At 43.6% G+C, this 15,402-nt stretch carries 17 protein-coding genes; 8 read left to right on the plus strand and 9 right to left on the minus strand.

Translation table 11 applies throughout. From position 1 onward, the window contains the following. Positions 1 to 10: 10 nt before the first annotated feature. From pepT to BU202_RS02915, 8 genes are all read left to right on the plus strand, one after another. Positions 11 to 1,231: a peptidase T gene (gene pepT, locus BU202_RS02880; RefSeq protein ID WP_075104301.1), complete on the plus strand. Its 1,221-nt coding sequence runs from the start codon at positions 11 to 13 to the stop codon at positions 1,229 to 1,231. A gap of 14 nt (positions 1,232 to 1,245) precedes the next feature. Next, positions 1,246 to 1,968: an ion transporter gene (locus tag BU202_RS02885; RefSeq protein ID WP_075104302.1), complete on the plus strand. Its 723-nt coding sequence runs from the start codon at positions 1,246 to 1,248 to the stop codon at positions 1,966 to 1,968. 145 nt (positions 1,969 to 2,113) lie between these two features. Then, the gene (locus tag BU202_RS02890) at positions 2,114 to 2,752 is read left to right on the plus strand and encodes a helix-turn-helix domain-containing protein (protein ID WP_075104303.1); all 639 of its coding nucleotides are present in this window, start codon (positions 2,114 to 2,116) and stop codon (positions 2,750 to 2,752) included. 127 nt (positions 2,753 to 2,879) lie between these two features. Next, positions 2,880 to 3,197 carry a PadR family transcriptional regulator gene (locus BU202_RS02895; RefSeq protein ID WP_075104304.1) on the plus strand — a complete coding sequence of 106 codons (318 nt, stop codon included), beginning with the start codon at positions 2,880 to 2,882 and terminating at the stop codon, positions 3,195 to 3,197. Next, positions 3,194 to 4,294 (plus strand): DUF4097 family beta strand repeat-containing protein, encoded by a 1,101-nt coding sequence (locus BU202_RS02900; RefSeq protein WP_075104305.1) that lies wholly within the window; start codon positions 3,194 to 3,196, stop codon positions 4,292 to 4,294. Before BU202_RS02895 ends, BU202_RS02900 begins: the two co-directional genes overlap by 4 nt. A 10-nt stretch (positions 4,295 to 4,304) precedes the next feature. Further along, positions 4,305 to 4,889, plus strand: coding sequence for a DUF1700 domain-containing protein (locus tag BU202_RS02905; protein WP_075104306.1), 585 nt, complete (start codon positions 4,305 to 4,307; stop codon positions 4,887 to 4,889). Continuing rightward, positions 4,876 to 5,739, plus strand: a complete 864-nt coding sequence (locus BU202_RS02910) for a DUF4097 family beta strand repeat-containing protein (protein ID WP_075104307.1) — start codon at positions 4,876 to 4,878, stop codon at positions 5,737 to 5,739. The genes BU202_RS02905 and BU202_RS02910 overlap by 14 nt, the downstream gene beginning before the upstream one ends. Before the next feature lie 107 nt (positions 5,740 to 5,846). Further along, positions 5,847 to 7,055, plus strand: a complete 1,209-nt coding sequence (locus tag BU202_RS02915) for a cation diffusion facilitator family transporter (RefSeq protein WP_075104308.1) — start codon at positions 5,847 to 5,849, stop codon at positions 7,053 to 7,055. A 327-nt stretch (positions 7,056 to 7,382) separates the two neighbouring features. Here the strand turns inward: BU202_RS02915 and BU202_RS02920 are convergent, their stop codons facing one another. From BU202_RS02920 to BU202_RS02960, 9 genes are all read right to left on the minus strand, one after another. Continuing rightward, positions 7,383 to 7,565: a hypothetical protein gene (locus BU202_RS02920; RefSeq protein ID WP_075104309.1), complete on the minus strand. Its 183-nt coding sequence runs from the start codon at positions 7,563 to 7,565 to the stop codon at positions 7,383 to 7,385. Positions 7,566 to 7,664: 99 nt separating this feature from the next. Continuing rightward, a complete protein-coding gene (locus BU202_RS02925) occupies positions 7,665 to 8,003 on the minus strand; it encodes a type II toxin-antitoxin system RelE/ParE family toxin (RefSeq protein ID WP_075104310.1) in 339 nt (112 codons plus the stop codon). Next, positions 7,993 to 8,277: a type II toxin-antitoxin system RelB/ParD family antitoxin gene (relB, locus tag BU202_RS02930; protein ID WP_075104311.1), complete on the minus strand. Its 285-nt coding sequence runs from the start codon at positions 8,275 to 8,277 to the stop codon at positions 7,993 to 7,995. Before relB ends, BU202_RS02925 begins: the two co-directional genes overlap by 11 nt. 135 nt (positions 8,278 to 8,412) lie before the next feature. Further along, positions 8,413 to 9,555, minus strand: coding sequence for a mannitol-1-phosphate 5-dehydrogenase (locus BU202_RS02935; RefSeq protein ID WP_075104393.1), 1,143 nt, complete (start codon positions 9,553 to 9,555; stop codon positions 8,413 to 8,415). Between the two features lie 16 nt (positions 9,556 to 9,571). Then, positions 9,572 to 10,009, minus strand: a complete 438-nt coding sequence (locus BU202_RS02940) for a PTS mannitol transporter subunit IIA (protein ID WP_075104312.1) — start codon at positions 10,007 to 10,009, stop codon at positions 9,572 to 9,574. A 1-nt stretch (position 10,010) separates the two neighbouring features. After that, complete coding sequence (locus BU202_RS02945) at positions 10,011 to 11,963, minus strand: BglG family transcription antiterminator (RefSeq protein WP_075104313.1); 1,953 nt, start codon at positions 11,961 to 11,963, stop codon at positions 10,011 to 10,013. 51 nt (positions 11,964 to 12,014) lie between these two features. Further along, on the minus strand, positions 12,015 to 13,778 hold the full coding sequence (locus BU202_RS02950; RefSeq protein WP_075104314.1) for a PTS mannitol transporter subunit IIBC: 1,764 nt from the start codon (positions 13,776 to 13,778) through the stop codon (positions 12,015 to 12,017). A 117-nt stretch (positions 13,779 to 13,895) separates the two neighbouring features. Next, the gene (locus tag BU202_RS02955; RefSeq protein ID WP_075104315.1) at positions 13,896 to 14,735 is read right to left on the minus strand and encodes an amino acid ABC transporter substrate-binding protein; all 840 of its coding nucleotides are present in this window, start codon (positions 14,733 to 14,735) and stop codon (positions 13,896 to 13,898) included. 26 nt (positions 14,736 to 14,761) lie between these two features. Beyond that, positions 14,762 to 15,394 (minus strand): amino acid ABC transporter ATP-binding protein, encoded by a 633-nt coding sequence (locus BU202_RS02960; RefSeq protein WP_075104316.1) that lies wholly within the window; start codon positions 15,392 to 15,394, stop codon positions 14,762 to 14,764. Positions 15,395 to 15,402: the final 8 nt, after the last annotated feature.

A 15,402-nucleotide genomic window follows, 5' to 3' on the forward strand; every position in this document is an offset into this window, starting at 1 on the left:
GGAGAACAACATGAAATACCCTACTCTTTTAGACCGCTTTCTTGTCTACGTGAAAGAAAATACACGTTCAGATGAGAACTCTACGACGACACCTAGCACGCAAAATCAGGTGGAATTTGCCCAAAATATCCTGCTTCCTGAAATGGAACGCATCGGGCTTCAAAATGTCCACTATTTACCAAATGGATTTGCGATTGGGACGCTGCCTGCTAACGACCCAAGTTTGACCCGCAAGATTGGCTTTATCGCCCACATGGATACGGCAGACTTCAATGCTGAAGGTGTCAATCCGCAAATCATTGAAAACTATAATGGCACTCCAATTGCCCTTGGGACATCTGGCTTTGAATTGCATCCCAAAGATTTCCCACAGCTCAACAACTACCATGGTCAAACCTTGATTACGACTGACGGAACGACCTTGCTTGGTTCTGATGACAAGTCAGGAATCGCTGAAATCATGACAGCCATTGAATACTTGGTCGCTCATCCTGAAATCAAGCACTGCGAAATTCGGGTCGGATTTGGTCCTGACGAAGAAATCGGAGTCGGTGCAGACAAGTTTGACGTGGAAGATTTTGACGTAGACTTCGCCTACACCATGGACGGCGGACCGCTTGGCGAACTCCAATACGAAACCTTCAGCGCTGCTGGTGCCAAGATTGACTTTATCGGCCGCAACGTGCACCCAGGTTCTGCCAAGGATCAAATGATTAATGCCTTCCAATTAGCCATCGACTTCCACAATGCCCTTCCAGAAGCTGATCGTCCTGAAAAAACGGACGGCTACCAAGGCTTCTTCCACCTCATGGACATGGTAGGAAGCGTAGATCAGGCGCACACTTCTTATATCATTCGTGATTTTGAAGAAGCTGATTTTGAAGCGCGCAAACAGCTCATGCTTGATATTGCAGAGAAGATGAACCAGGCCTTTGATACCCCACGCGTCATCGTCAACCTTCATGACCAATACTACAACATGAAGAAAATCATCGAAAAAGACATGACACCGATTACCATTGCCAAAGAAGTCATGGAAAGTCTGGATATCAAACCGATTATCGAGCCCGTCCGTGGCGGAACAGATGGTTCTAAGATTTCCTTCATGGGCATTCCAACACCAAATATCTTTGCCGGTGGCGAAAACATGCACGGACGCTTTGAATTTGTCAGTCTTGAAACCATGGAAAAAGCCGTTGATGTCATCCTAGGAATTGTTGGGCATGAGTAAATGACGGACTATCCATGAGAAAACAATTCTACCACTTTATTGAGTCAGGACAAATCCATCATAAAAAGAGTAAATACTATGATTATGGGATGATTGCGATTATTCTCCTCAGCATTGTGCCTCTGCTCTTCAAGCAACAGACACCACTCCTATCTAGTATCGATACGCTGACTTTTCTTGTCTTCGTTGTGGATTATCTCTGTCGCTGGTTGACAGCCGATTTTATTCTCAAGCGAGGAAGAATGAGCTTTCTCCTCTACCCTTTTTCCCTAATGGCTATTTTGGACTTATTGTGCATTTTGCCTTATATCAGTCTTTTAAATAACAGTTTTAAACTCCTAAAAGTCATTCGGATGATTCGGGCTCTGCGTGTCATCAAGCTCTTTCGCTATTCCAAAAATATACGCATCATTACAAATGTGTTAAAACACCAAAAAGATGCCCTCTTGATTGTTGGAGTTTTAGCGACCAGTTACATTTTCGTCTCTGCTCTGATTCTCTTTAACATTGAGCCAGATACCTTTCCCAGTTTCTTTGATGCTATCTACTGGGCGACCATCTCCTTGACAACTGTCGGCTACGGAGATATCTACGCCACTTCTATCCTAGGAAAAACAATGACCATGATTTCTGCTCTAGTCGGTATCGCCATTGTCGCACTTCCTGCAGGGATTATCACAGCTGGATATATGGAAGAAATTGCCAAGACACAAAATGGCTCTCAAGAAAGAACATAACCTATTCGTTTGGAAGCTGAACTAGTATCAGGAGCATATTTCTCTCACGTTTTCCCCCTATGCAACCAATAGTAGCAAAATGTAAACGAGGCTTTCTTGGCAAATATCCTTCCATTTGCTAGATTAGGAATAAGGAGGTGACACTATGTTACTAAATGAAAAAATTCGTCTCATTCGGACCATTCATCAATTGTCACAGGAACAATTCGCCGAAACATTTGTGGTCAGTCGCCAATCTGTCTCCAAGTGGGAAAATGGTAGCGCTATTCCTGATCTTCAAATTCTCATCAAAATAGCTGACTTTGCAGACATCAGTTTGGACCAGCTAGTCAGAGAAGAGATTGATTTTCCAATTCAGCAAGAGACAGAGCAAGAAATACCAGAAGCCAAACCTCAACTAGCTCCTAGTCTTTCAATCCAAGACTATCTCGGAAAGGTCTGCGATGTCTCCCTCAATACCATCTGGTATCAGGTCCTACGGAATGTCAAAATCGTAGGCATCTACCAAAATATGGTTTGTTTTGAAAAACATCAGCGCTATGGCTACTTTAATCTCCATCGCTGTCTGGACATTCTCGTCAAGAAGAAAGAGGACTACACACCTTGCAACCATATTTCCCTCGGAAAATGCAAGGCCTACACGAATACAGAGCAATTCTGGGGTGGCAATCACTACCTCTTTAGCCAAGTCAGCGCTGTCCACGAAAACAGTCTCGAACTTCAAACAGGGACATTTACGACGACGATTGATTTTGACAAATTGGTCGTGCTGATGATGAAATAGCTAAACCAAGCACTTTAACGGTGCTTGGTTTTTATTATGTAAAAATTTTATATATAATGCTTGACATTGCTTATTGATATGTATATAATTTATATATAAAATATTTACACATAAGCGAGGTGAGCATATGTACTATCCTGTCTCCTCTGTCTTAATCGAATTTCTGATCCTGTCCATTGTCGAAAAGCAAGATTCCTACGGATATGAAATCAGTCAGACCATTAAGATTGTAGCGGATATTAAGGAGTCCACCATGTATCCTATTTTGAAAAAGTTGGAAAAAGCGGCCTTTGTGACCACCTACTCTCAAGAATTTCAGGGGCGCAAGCGCAAATATTACAAGATTACCGACCAGGGGCGCAAGCAAATTACTTTTTTGCAGAGAGAATGGACGGAATATAAAAACAATATTGACGGTATTATAGAAGGGAGCCTACGAAAATGACACGCAACGAATATCTTTCACAACTGCTAGCAGCTTTACACACATTGAACCAGCAAGAGCAAGAAGATGTCTTGGATTATTTCAATGAATATTTTGACGAATGCCCAGACGTTGATGAAGCGATTCGCCATCTAGGAACACCACAAGAAGCGGCTGAAGAAATTCTTGCCAACCTTGATATGGAAGTCGTCCAACATGTGACAGAAACAGAGCCTATCACTTCTTCGCAAATCAGTATTTGGAATCGATTGTTTGAGAAAACCCAACAGACGCTTCAAGATTCTCAACGTGAAGCAAAAAAAGCACTTTCTCCAGTTACCCTCACTCTGGAAGATATTGATACTATTCAATTGGAACTAGAAGATTTTCACCTCACCATCACAGAATCGGAAACAGAACAGATAGAATTGCGCTATTTCCAACATCAACTGAATGCGGAAAAGCCATTTCACTACAGTATTCACGGAAGAACCTTGTCACTTCAAAGCCGAGACGGAGGCATCCGTGTTCCATCTCATTTCTTCTTGCAGTTTGCTTTTACTCCCCAGGTCACACTTGCCCTTCCAAGACATATCCAGCTCAACAAAGTGACTGGAAGATTGGAAGATGCCAATCTGGAATTAAAACTACCAACTATCCAAACACTTGTCCTAGAAGTTGAAGACTCTAGCCTCTCTATAGAAGGTCTAACAATTGTTACTACATCGCTCGAATTAGAAGATGCAAACATCACGATAAAGGATAGTCACTTGCAAAAACTGTCTCTCGAGATGAGCGACAGCAACATGAGCCTCTCCCACTCCACCATTGAGCAGGCACACTTGGAACTAGAAGATGCCAATTTCTCTGCTTCTGCTGTTCGTTTCTTACAAGATGTCCGCATTTCAGCGTGTGATAGCAATCTTTCCTTGACACTAGAGAAACAGGCTGGAACTTCCTATCATTTTTCTTCTGAAGACGGCTCCATGTCCATTTCTCCGGAATTTCAGGGACAGATTCGAGTTGACGACGATTACAGCCAATTTGACTACCAAGCTCCCAATGAAGAACACCGTTTAACCATTGAAAACGAAGACGGTATGCTAACAATCAAATAAGGAGAAGCACATGACACGCAACGAATATCTCGCTCATTTGCAAAAATATCTCAATCGCCTACCGGAAGAGGATTATCAAGATGCAATGGAACATTTTAATGAATACTTCGATGAAGCTGGGGCTGAAAATGAGGCACAGGTGATTGCTGACTTAGGCAGTCCCAAGCAGGCCGCACGGGAAATTCTCGACCAACTCTATGAGAAAAAGACCGAGGCTGGCACTGCTACACCCAAAAATACCATCCTCATTGTCGCACTTAGCATCCTCGCCGCCCCAGTAGCCTTTCCCCTAGCCCTTACCCTCTTAGTCTTGTTTCTAACTGCGATTATCCTCGTTTTTAGCTTCCTTTTGGTATTAGCTTCTGTGTGGATTAGCGCCCTTGCTGTGGGCTTAGGTCTTCTGCTTGCAGCCTTTCAGAGTTTTTCCATCGGCTGGACCAGTTCGCTCCTCTTGCTCGGACTTGGAATGGTGGCAATTGCGCTCGGACTGCTTGGAACGCAGGCGACGGTTGTCCTTGGTGAAAAGGCTGTTCTTGCCCTTGTTCGCTTGATTCAAGAAAAAGTTATTAGGAGACATCGCTATGAAACCATTTAATCGCTTTACCAAAATCTGCCTCACTCTTTTGTTTATCGGACTCAGCCTAACAGGTGTCGGATTTCTACTCGGTGGCTGGAAAAATTTGGAGCAAGAAGTAACGCACAACCGTAGGCTCGAAACGGTTGACTTTGACAAGGTAGAGTCCCTCGAAATCCAAACGAGCATTATTCTTGCTCCTTCAAAAGACGACCAGTTTCATCTCAGCTACTATCACTATCTCAAAGATAAGACAGTTCCTGTTCGCTATCAGTTAAACGATAAAAAACTGACCGTTACTGACAATCAGCAGAATTCTTTCGTCAATGTCAATGGTCTCGTCGAAGCTGCTCTTCATCTCAGTCAACAGAATTGGGTCGAAGACCGTATTCCCCGCTTAGAGATTCCTAAGGGAACAAACTTGAAAGAACTGACCGGCTTTGTTGATATAGGAAATATTGACCTAGAAGATGTCAAGATTGACCATCTGCAACTCACTGTCAATGTTGGTCCTGTAAACCTAAGCAATGCGAACATTGGAAGGATCGATTTAGGGGTCGATACAGGGGACATTCGTCTGACAAACGTCCGCCTAGCTTCCAAAAGCACCAAAGAAGACACTATTTCATCTCATGAAGGTTTGATTCAGCTAAATGTTGGAAAGATTACAGCAACCAACCTCCATCTAGCTGGAAAAAACAGTATGTTTACAGACGTCGGCAGCATTGATCTCCAACTCCATCCCCAATCCGCTGTCAGCGTTGAAGCAAACGCGGACGTCGGTAGCGTGTCCAATCATTTCCAATACCCAGGCAATCCCCAAGGCCAACTCACTCTCCAGGTGGATTCGGGTGATATTCGGGTGAGATAAGCTCGACAATAAACAAGACCAATTAGTAGTTGGTCTTGTTTGCTATTGAGCTCCCTTGAAAATTCTCGCTCATTCTGCTACAATGAAGCAAGTACAAAGGAGGGATTATGAACCAACAAGCACATAATTTAAAACTGGCGGAGCGCGGGGCAATCTTATCAATCATCGCCTACGTGGTCCTCTCTGGCGCTAAGTTAGCGGCCGGCTCCCTCTTTCACTCGGATGCCCTCACAGCCGATGCCTTTAACAATATTTCAGACATTATCGGCAATATCGCAGTGCTGATTGGACTAAGAATGGCGCAGAAACCTGCGGATACCGACCATAAATTCGGCCACTGGAAAATGGAAGATTTGGCAAGTCTCATTACCTCTTTCATCATGTTTGTCGTTGGTTTTCAGGTCCTCCATGCCACGATTCAAAAGCTCCTCAGTAAGGAAGTCGTCGACATTGACATCATGGGGGCCATTGTCGGCATTGTCTCTGCCATCGTCATGTTTGCCGTCTATCTCTACAATAAACGCTTGGCAAACAAGGTCCGCTCCAAGGCTCTCGAAGCGACTGCCAAGGACAATCTATCGGATGCCCTGACCTCTATCGGAACCTCCATTGCCGTTTTTGCAGCAGCCTTTCAATTTCCGATTATTGATAAAATCGCAGCCATTATTATTACCTTCTTCATCTTGAAAACAGCCTACGGTATTTTTATGGAAAGTTTCTTTACCCTATCGGATGGTTTCGATGAGGAATTGCTCCACAAGTACGAGATGGATATTCTCAAATTGCCGAAGATTAGCGCTGTCAAGTCCCAACGCGGTCGAACCTATGGGGCAAATATCTACCTCGACATCGTCCTTGAAATGAATCCTGACCTGTCTGTCTATGAAAGCCATAAGGTGACGGAGCAGGTTGAGCAACTCTTGATTTTAAAACATGGGGTTTTTGATGTGGATATTCATGTGGAGCCATCTGAAATTCCCCACGATGAGATGTACGAACATGTCTTTGACAAGCTCTACCGCTTTGAATCAGAAATTCAAGCCCATGAAAAAGGCTATCAAGACTTGATTGAGGACAACTATCTCCTGATTGACGAGCATGGACACTCCCTGACCAAAGAACAAATGCTCCAAACACACTCTGTTCAATCCACCTATCTGACCAACTTTCAAATGGTCTCTATCAGCCAGAAATCAAAACTTGTCACCTTTGAAACAGGCGACAAGGTCCACACTTCCCTCTGGCGCCGCCACGAAATCTGGCAGGTTGTCTTTCATCAGATTACACAGAAAAGGGAGTGGGACAGAAATCGATAACTCGTAAGAGTTCGATTATCCTCACTCCTTTATTTCTAGGTTCGGGCTAAAATAATCCACTGGATTATTTTACTCCCACCCCCGCAAGGTTGACTTGCTTCCACAATCGAGAATTGTGGAAGGTTGGAAATAAGGCTAGCGAACGCTTCTTCGCTAGCCTCTTTAATAGAATATTGATTTATCAATGTTTTACAAGCCCGACAAGCCTCGCTTTCGGATTTCTAGGCTCAGGTATCAATAGTCACTCCCCTGACTATTGATATACGTCAAGCTGCTCAAATTATAAAAATAAGGAGGTTGGGTACTTTTGTCCCAACCTCTTTTACATTATTGCAAAATAGAGAATATCAAATCCACCAGTGCATAAACAAGGGAGATACCAAAGAGAAACAGCGCTAGAAGAATCAGCTTCCTAGAACGGGTGTTGCGTAACTGATACAGCCGATAGAGAATCCAGCACAGGGCAAAAATCCTGACAAAAATTAGAAAATGAAACAATCCATCAGACATGATGCACTCCTTTCGTTATCAATATTAAATTTAGGATATGTTGATATTTTCTTTGGTAGTTACGTTTTTTCAATGAAAAATTATAGCGTCTTTTGGTGATTAGTGTTTATTCTTTTGTAATAAGCTAAGATAATCACTTTTTGTATGAAAAAGATGTGAAAGATAAACTACTTTTTCCGTCTCATCAATGAAATACAACAAGACATATTGACCAATAATTTTCCCTCGTGTTACATATCTACGGTTTATCTTAACACCAACCCTCTCATCAGCATTAAATCCAGCTTCAGGAAATACTTCAAGTTCTTTTAGTCCGCTCACAATCTTAGCTACAGTATTATGAGCGGACTGTTTGGACAATAACACGGTTGCAATATAGTCATAGATACTATCAATCGCTTGACTAACTTCTTCTGAAATAAGAACCTTATAAACCATAGCGCGCGCTCATTTCTTCCAAGGAAATACCTTTTCCTGCTTCATACTCTTTCATAGCTTTTTCTGATTGTGCTTGTAACTCCGAAATCAATCGCTCACGACGCCAATCATCAGCAGTTCTGATTGGTAAATCTTGCTCTAAGACAATTTGTTCCACAAATAAAGAAATAGCATCAGTCATTGTCATCCCCTTAGCTTTGACAATCTCCCGAGCTTGTTCCATAGTCACTTCATTGAGTTTGAAATTATATTGTTTGGATAAAGAAATAGCCATAATATACCTCCCGTATATATTCTATATAGCTATTATACCTTATATGAGGTATTCATACAAGATTTTTGGTAAGGAGAAAAACATTTCAAAGCAAAAAAGAACTAGAGAAAACTGCTCTCTAGTTCTGATTCTTTTCTATCCTTCGACCGCTGCAACGATTTCCGCAACGAGGGCTGAATCGGTCACGCCTGTAACCTTTTCCACGACATTTGCAAGGGGTTCTTGGGCTAACATAGCTTGTAATTCAACAGATTGGGCATCTGTTTCATCCTTGTATTCAAAGATATAGCGAACAGTTTGCAGGAGGGCATCATAGCTCAAGCCACGCTCCCGCAATTCGCGGATGGGGCGAATAAAGCGCTCATCATAGCCGAGTTTACGGATTGGTGTGCGGGCTACACGCGCCACATCATCCACGATAAAGGGATTTTCAAAGCGGCTGATAATAATCTTGTGGTAATCTTCAAGGGCTGTTTCCTCAAAGCCCCACTTGGCAACGAGAAGGCTGCGAATTTCAGCAAGTACCGCTTCAACTTTTGCCTTGACTGTTGGATTTTCAAGGGCTTCCAAAATCGTTTGCGCTCCGAAGTGAGCTCCTATATAGGCTGATGTTGCATGCCCAGAGTTTACAGAGAATAATTTCCGCTCAATGAACGGTTCAAGGTCTGCTTCATAGTGGACTTTTGCTAGCTTCAAGTCAGGATTTTTCATGGCATGGGTTTCCACGACCCACTCATTGAAAGGCTCCACCACTACAAACAGCGGATCTTCATGACTTTGAGCAGGGACAATGCGGTCGACCGCAGCATTTGGAAATCCGATATGCGCTTCCGCAAAGGCCAAACCTGCTTCAGACAAGTGTTTCTTCACTTCTTCGTAGAGGAAGCTAGAGCCTCCAATCATGTTTTCGCAGGCAAGAACATCAAGGGGCTGGGTATTGCCTGCTGCCTGACGTGCTTCAATCCCTTGCGCTACTAGAGGTGCGATAAAAGGTAGGATATTTGGGCCAATCGCTATGGTCACCAAGTCAGCTTCTGCAATGGCAGCGACCACTTCTTCGGGATGCTGACCATTATTAATCCCACGCACACCTGATACGGCAATGTGGCGCTGGCCTTCTTCGGCAATCTCGATTTCATAGCTGCCACGTTCGTTGAGCGCATCGATAATCCGCTCATTCACATCGACAAAGGCAATATCAAAGCCATTTTCAAATAAAATTTCACCGATAAAGCCACGACCGATATTTCCTGCACCAAAATGGACTGCTTTTTTCATCTTCATACCTTCTTTCTTATCCGACGCTGTTTAAGAGAGCCATGATTTCTTCTTTTGAACCTGCATCTGCTAGTTTAACAACATTGTCTACATCAGCGCAGAAAATGGAGATTTTTTGAATGATATCCAAGTGCTCATCGCCAAGACCTGCAATTCCAAAGAGAACAGTCGCAATCTTTGAGTCTTCTTCTGTTCCAAAATTCACCCCAGCAGGGACTTGAACGATGGTAATGCCTGATGAAAGGACTTCTTTTTTGGCGGCATCTGTTCCGTGCGGAATGGCAATAAAGTTGCCCATGTAAACAGACAATTCTTCATTGCGCTCAATCATCGCCTCGATATAGGCTTCGTTGACATGTCCTGCATCTACTAGTTGACGGCCGCAGAAGCGAATCGCTTCTTCTTTTGTTGCAAATGCTTGCTTTAATTGAATCAGTTCTTGTTGAAGTTCCATGTTAATTCTCCCATTGTTTGATTTTTTCATTGAAGATTGAATTCAGGAGTTGGTAGATAATTTCCTGATTTCCTGTACGATAAATTTCTGTATAAAGGTTGTTTTCGATAATGGACTGGCTGATAGCTGTCATCAATTCTCGGATTTCTTCCTGCTCGCCTAGTTTGGTCAACATGACCAAAACCCGCTGAACGGTTTCTGGTTGATTGTTCATCGATAGGGCTGTGACAGGCTGCTGGAGAGAAACGATTTGAAATTGGCTCTGGGTCACCTGACTGGACTGGGTGTGAATCAGGGCCAGATTGGTATTTGGAATGGCAAGAGGGCTCATCTGAAAGCGTGAAATCAACTTGTTCGCCAAATAATGCCAATCCTTGACAAAGGAAAGCTGCTCGACAATCTGGGTCACCGTTTCTTCAAAGGTCCCGGAATTTTCTAAGTCATAGAGTGCGAAATGTTCCAGCAAATGACTGCTGCCTTTCAAATAGGCCTGCAAATCATAGTGCTTGTTGACCACGATTTCCTCACGAACTGCCACCGTTCGATGTTCCTGAATCGACTGCAATCTTTCCTGCAATTCCAAAATTTCCTTGGTATTGGGAAAGGTGGAGATGACATCCATATCCATCTGCGGAATCGGCTTGGTTGCAAGGCAATAATCATACTGCGCAAGGTTTAGCTGCGCAAGATTGGTCGTACTTTGCACATCCATCCAGCCCACAAAAGGTGCGACACTTTTAATCTTGGACACTAGGACACTAGTTGTCAAGGGCCGCTCATCTGTCACCAAGAGCATCCGAATTGGATAAATGTCAGGACTTCGTCTAAGGCTGGAAGCAAAGTGGAGAGTCACCAGTTCATACTCGTATTCATTGTGGATATAGCGCGGAAAAAGATCCTGCATGACTAGGCTCACAACGCTGTGCAAGAAAGGATTTTTCTGGGTTGCCAGATAGGCCACATTGGTCGTTGCGCGGTCTGGAAAAAGGACAGGCACCGCCAAACTCAAGCGAATGTGGTGAAACAATAAGGGAAAGAGCACCTTGTCTTTGACAAAGTCAATCTTGGTAAAGCGCGAAATGCTATCGACCAGTTGGGAAATGCTGTAATAAAAACCGCTATCAAAACTCTCACTAAACAAGGGCACTTCCTGCCGCTTGATAATGACCTCATCCAAAATCGTTGCAAAATAGATGATTTCCTGAATGCTGTAAAATTGCTTGGTTTCCTTGGCCAAATCTGTAAAGACCTTTTGAGCAAAATCAAGGGCCACCTTGGAGACATTGACCTGCTGGGTTAATTCTCCCTGATTGTCTGCTAGCCCTAGCAAAATCATCAGAAATTCCTTGAGTTTCGGGTCCAAATCCCCCAGCAAATGTTGATAGCGTTCAAAAACCTGACGTGCCTGCCGTATCCTAGCTACCTGTAAAATCGGAAAGTCAGCATAGTCGTCCGCCCAAAAATCCTGAATCGAAATGGTATTGGCCAGCAAAATGGCTAAAAAGCGGCGCTTCTGACTGGTCGAGCTTTCCACCCGATACCCTCGTTGACGCACCAATTGCAATTCAAAAACTGCAAGGCGTCGCTCGATTTCTGCAACGTCTTGAATCACGGTGACATTTGAGACCAAAAACTGGTCTTGCAATTGCTCATTGGTCACCAAATCCTGACTGGTCAGCAATTGATAGGCCATCAAGGTCTGGCGCTGGCTCGGAGAATAGGCCGTATCTGACTGATAATCGCTCAAGGCAGAAAGGTTTCCCGACAGGTAGTATTTCTTGCCGTCCTTAATCAATTGAATTTCTTCTTTAGAAAGGCTCTCGGTCAAGTCTGACAAGGTCCGATAAACCGTCCGTGAGGAGACCTGCAAGATATCCGCCATTTCCTTTAAGGAAAGCTTTCCTACCTGGAGGAAAGCTTTCATCAGTTGTTCTTCTCGTTTGGTTAGTAACATACTTTCATTATACTACAGTTGTTGCGAATTGTCCGTTGGAATGACGTCTGCTTAATGTTGAATGCGCGCCACCAATTTGTCATATTCTGGCGTTGTGACAAGGCTATCAACGACCAAGAGTTTCGCTTGTGGTGCTACTGCTTGGACATTTCCTTGTTCGGCTACAGTTGTTACAATCAAACTCGTTTGTACATTGTACTCTGACAAGGCTGCATAAGGCAGGCTGACAACTGGAATGTCGATGCCCTTATTTTTAAAGACTGCACTTAAGGTTGCTTGACCCATTGTCGCTGACCCTTGGGCTTCTCCATAAGCAAAGACCACTTCGTTTACCTCATTCAAGTCTGGTGTCGCATCTGCAACGGTTGCTTCTACCTGAACTGAAGCAGGTGCAGCTGTTTGATTGGTCAATTGGGCAATGATTTCATCGTATTTTGGTGAGGTAAGGAAATTATCCACCGCTACGTGAATGGCACGTGGTGTGCGTTGTGCAGCACGATCTGCCAATTCTTCTTGGGTGATAATGAGCGTATGGTCTGTATCTTGGAGATTCGCAATCGCCTTGTTTGTTACAGGGATGTTCAAGCCTGCTTTTTTCACCTTATCGCGGAGCAAGGATGCACCCATAGCAGAACTTCCCATACCTGCATCGCAGGCAAAGATGATTTGGTGTACGTTGTCTGTTGTCACATCACTTGATACAGCCACCTGTGCTTGACCTTTTGCAACAGCTTTTGCAGCTTTAGTGGCTGCTTGCGCTGATTCAAGAGAAGCTCCTTCTGACTTATCTGCTTTCAAGATGATAGAGGCAACAAGGAAGGAAGCAGCAGCTCCTGCAAAGACACCGCCCCACACAGCTAGAAGATTGGCAAAGTAGTTTCCTTCTTTTGGTACAAGAGTAGTAATGGCAATGATTGAACCTGGTGAAGATGCTCCCACAAGACCTGCATTCAACAATTGGAAGGTAAAGGTCCCAGATACACCACCTGCAATCGCAGCTAGAAAGAGGGCTGGTTTCATCATCACGTATGGGAAGTAGATTTCATGAATCCCACCGAGGAAGTGAATAACCATTGCTCCCCATGAAGAAGATTTAGCAGAGCCTTTGCCGAACAAAGCGTAGGCAAACAAGATACCAAGACCAGGTCCAGGGTTTGCTTCCAAAAGGAAGAGAACAGATTTTCCGACTTTTAAGACTTGTTCAGTTCCAAGCGGTGTAAAGATACCGTGGTTAAGAGCGTTGTTCAAGAACAAGACTTTTGCTGGCTCGATGATGATATTGGCTAATGGCAAGAGCTTCATATCGACAATCGCTTGAACACCATCTCCGATAGCCGTTGTCATGCTGGATACGAATGGTCCTACCACTTTAAAGCTAATCAACATGAGGGCAAATCCGATAAGACCTGCCGAGAAGTTGTTAACCAACATTTCAAATCCAGGACGAATCTTTTCTTGGAAGGCTTGGTCAAATTTCTTGATGACCCATGCACCAAATGGACCAACCAGCATAGCACCGATAAACATTGGTACTTCTGAACCCGCAATAACTCCCATGGTCAGGATTGCGCCGACTACACCACCGCGTTGGCCGTAGACATTGTAACCACCTGTGTATCCAATCAAGAGTGGCAACAAATAAGTAATCATTGGCGCTACAATTGTAGCAAATTCAGCGTTCGGAAGCCAACCTTTTTCAATGAAGAGCGAGGTCAAGACACCCCACGCAATAAATGCCCCAATATTTGGCATCACCATATTTGATAAGGTCGTCCCCAGTTTTTGAATCCGAACCTTTAATGAAGTATTTTCCATATTTTCCTCCTAATTCTTTCTGATTTTATTATACACTCACCTCTGACAGAAAAAAACTCAAATCTTGTCACAAAAATTTTGACAAAAAGAGACGGGAATATTTCCCGTCTCACCATACTATTTATTCTTTACCGCATCTGTTGCGACATCTTCTCCAAACCATTTGTCAGAGATTTTTTGGAAGCTACCGTCTGCATACAATTCCTTAAAGGCTGCATTGATTTTTTCGACCAAGGTCGTATCTGCCTTACGAGCTCCGACTGCAAAGGCTTCTTTTTCAAATCCTGCATCGATGATTGTGTAGTCCCCTATCAAGCCCTCTTGTTGCAAGTAGTACTTTGCATAGACACGGTCAATCAAGAGGCCATCAATCCGATCATTTTTCAAGTCAATCAAGGCTTCGTTAAAGGTTGCGTATTGGGTTGCTTCATTGTTTTTCACAAGGTCTTTTAAGATTGCAGGCTGCGCTTCAAAATTCGCATAGCCAGATGAACCCGCTTGCGCACCCAGTACCTTGTCTTTCATGCCCGCATTATCTGTAATATTCGATGATTTTTTAGTCACCAATACTTGGAGATTGGCCATGTAATCATCGGTAAATAGAACTTTTTCACGGCGCTCATCGGTTGCGGAATACCCATTCCAAATCAAATCAATGTTGCCATTGTTTAATTCTGTTTCTTTCAAGTCCCAGTCAATCGGCTGCCATTCGATGGCAATTCCGTATTTGTCAAAGACTGCTGTTGCCAAGTCAATATCAAACCCTGCATATTGACCATTTTTTTCTTCAAATCCCATTGGTACAAAGGTCTTGTCAAAGCCAATCGTGATTTTTTTGCTTTCCTCATAGCTAGACCAATTGTCTTTCTTCGCTGCTGAATCTCCTGATCCACACGCTGCAAGAGTCAGACTTGCGACCATTCCTACTAGACCGATAACGATTGATTTTACTTTCATATTTTCTTCCCTTTCGTAGATAAACTCTAATGTTTAGGCTCAATCTTGATAATCTCATCGGCAATATTTTCTGCAAATTGCATGTCATGGGTGACCACGATTTGCGTAATGCCAGTCCTGCGATTCTCAAGAATGAGATGTTCCACTTCTTTTCGTAACTCAGGGTCAAGTGCTGAGGTCGGTTCATCGTAACCAATCATCTCAGGGTCAATCATCATGGCGCGCGCCAAGGCGACACGCTGCTTTTGCCCACCTGATAAGGAATAAGGATAGGCATCTGCATGACCAGCTAGACCAAGTGTTTCAAGCAATTGACGGGCTTTGCTTTCAGCCGCTGCACGAGAAGTATTCTGTGTTTTGATGGGCGACAAGATTAGATTTTCCAACACCGATAGGTGCGGAAATAGCTGGAAATCTTGGAAAACAAAGCCCAACAAATGTCGTTTCCCTAACTCTTCTAAGGGAAGTTCTTCCCCATTATAGATTAATTGACCAGAATCAATGCTCTCAAGCCCTGCCAACATCCGTAGCAAGGTGGTTTTTCCACCGCCAGACTGCCCAACGATGGCAAGGATTTTTCCTTCTGGAATCACGAGGTCATAGTTGGAAAAAATCTGCTTATTGTCAAAACGTTTGGAAAGATTGCGTACTTCTAACATAAGACCTC

Origin of the sequence: Streptococcus cuniculi (assembly GCF_001921845.1) — a bacterium.
Taxonomy (GTDB): Bacteria; Bacillota; Bacilli; order Lactobacillales; family Streptococcaceae; genus Streptococcus; species Streptococcus cuniculi.

Excerpts from the sequence above, each read along its gene's own strand:
- pepT (WP_075104301.1), top strand. The coding sequence starts at position 11 with ATGAAATACCCTACTCTTTTAGACCGCTTTCTTGTCTACGTGAAAGAA.
- BU202_RS02885 (WP_075104302.1), top strand. The coding sequence starts at position 1,246 with ATGAGAAAACAATTCTACCACTTTATTGAGTCAGGACAAATCCATCAT.
- BU202_RS02890 (WP_075104303.1), top strand. The coding sequence starts at position 2,114 with ATGTTACTAAATGAAAAAATTCGTCTCATTCGGACCATTCATCAATTG.
- BU202_RS02895 (WP_075104304.1), top strand. The coding sequence starts at position 2,880 with ATGTACTATCCTGTCTCCTCTGTCTTAATCGAATTTCTGATCCTGTCC.
- BU202_RS02900 (WP_075104305.1), top strand. The coding sequence starts at position 3,194 with ATGACACGCAACGAATATCTTTCACAACTGCTAGCAGCTTTACACACA.
- BU202_RS02905 (WP_075104306.1), top strand. The coding sequence starts at position 4,305 with ATGACACGCAACGAATATCTCGCTCATTTGCAAAAATATCTCAATCGC.
- BU202_RS02910 (WP_075104307.1), top strand. The coding sequence starts at position 4,876 with ATGAAACCATTTAATCGCTTTACCAAAATCTGCCTCACTCTTTTGTTT.
- BU202_RS02915 (WP_075104308.1), top strand. The coding sequence starts at position 5,847 with ATGAACCAACAAGCACATAATTTAAAACTGGCGGAGCGCGGGGCAATC.
- BU202_RS02920 (WP_075104309.1), bottom strand. The coding sequence starts at position 7,565 with ATGTCTGATGGATTGTTTCATTTTCTAATTTTTGTCAGGATTTTTGCC.
- BU202_RS02925 (WP_075104310.1), bottom strand. The coding sequence starts at position 8,003 with ATGGTTTATAAGGTTCTTATTTCAGAAGAAGTTAGTCAAGCGATTGAT.
- relB (WP_075104311.1), bottom strand. The coding sequence starts at position 8,277 with ATGGCTATTTCTTTATCCAAACAATATAATTTCAAACTCAATGAAGTG.
- BU202_RS02935 (WP_075104393.1), bottom strand. The coding sequence starts at position 9,555 with ATGAAAAAAGCAGTCCATTTTGGTGCAGGAAATATCGGTCGTGGCTTT.
- BU202_RS02940 (WP_075104312.1), bottom strand. The coding sequence starts at position 10,009 with ATGGAACTTCAACAAGAACTGATTCAATTAAAGCAAGCATTTGCAACA.
- BU202_RS02945 (WP_075104313.1), bottom strand. The coding sequence starts at position 11,963 with ATGTTACTAACCAAACGAGAAGAACAACTGATGAAAGCTTTCCTCCAG.
- BU202_RS02950 (WP_075104314.1), bottom strand. The coding sequence starts at position 13,778 with ATGGAAAATACTTCATTAAAGGTTCGGATTCAAAAACTGGGGACGACC.
- BU202_RS02955 (WP_075104315.1), bottom strand. The coding sequence starts at position 14,735 with ATGAAAGTAAAATCAATCGTTATCGGTCTAGTAGGAATGGTCGCAAGT.
- BU202_RS02960 (WP_075104316.1), bottom strand. The coding sequence starts at position 15,394 with ATGTTAGAAGTACGCAATCTTTCCAAACGTTTTGACAATAAGCAGATT.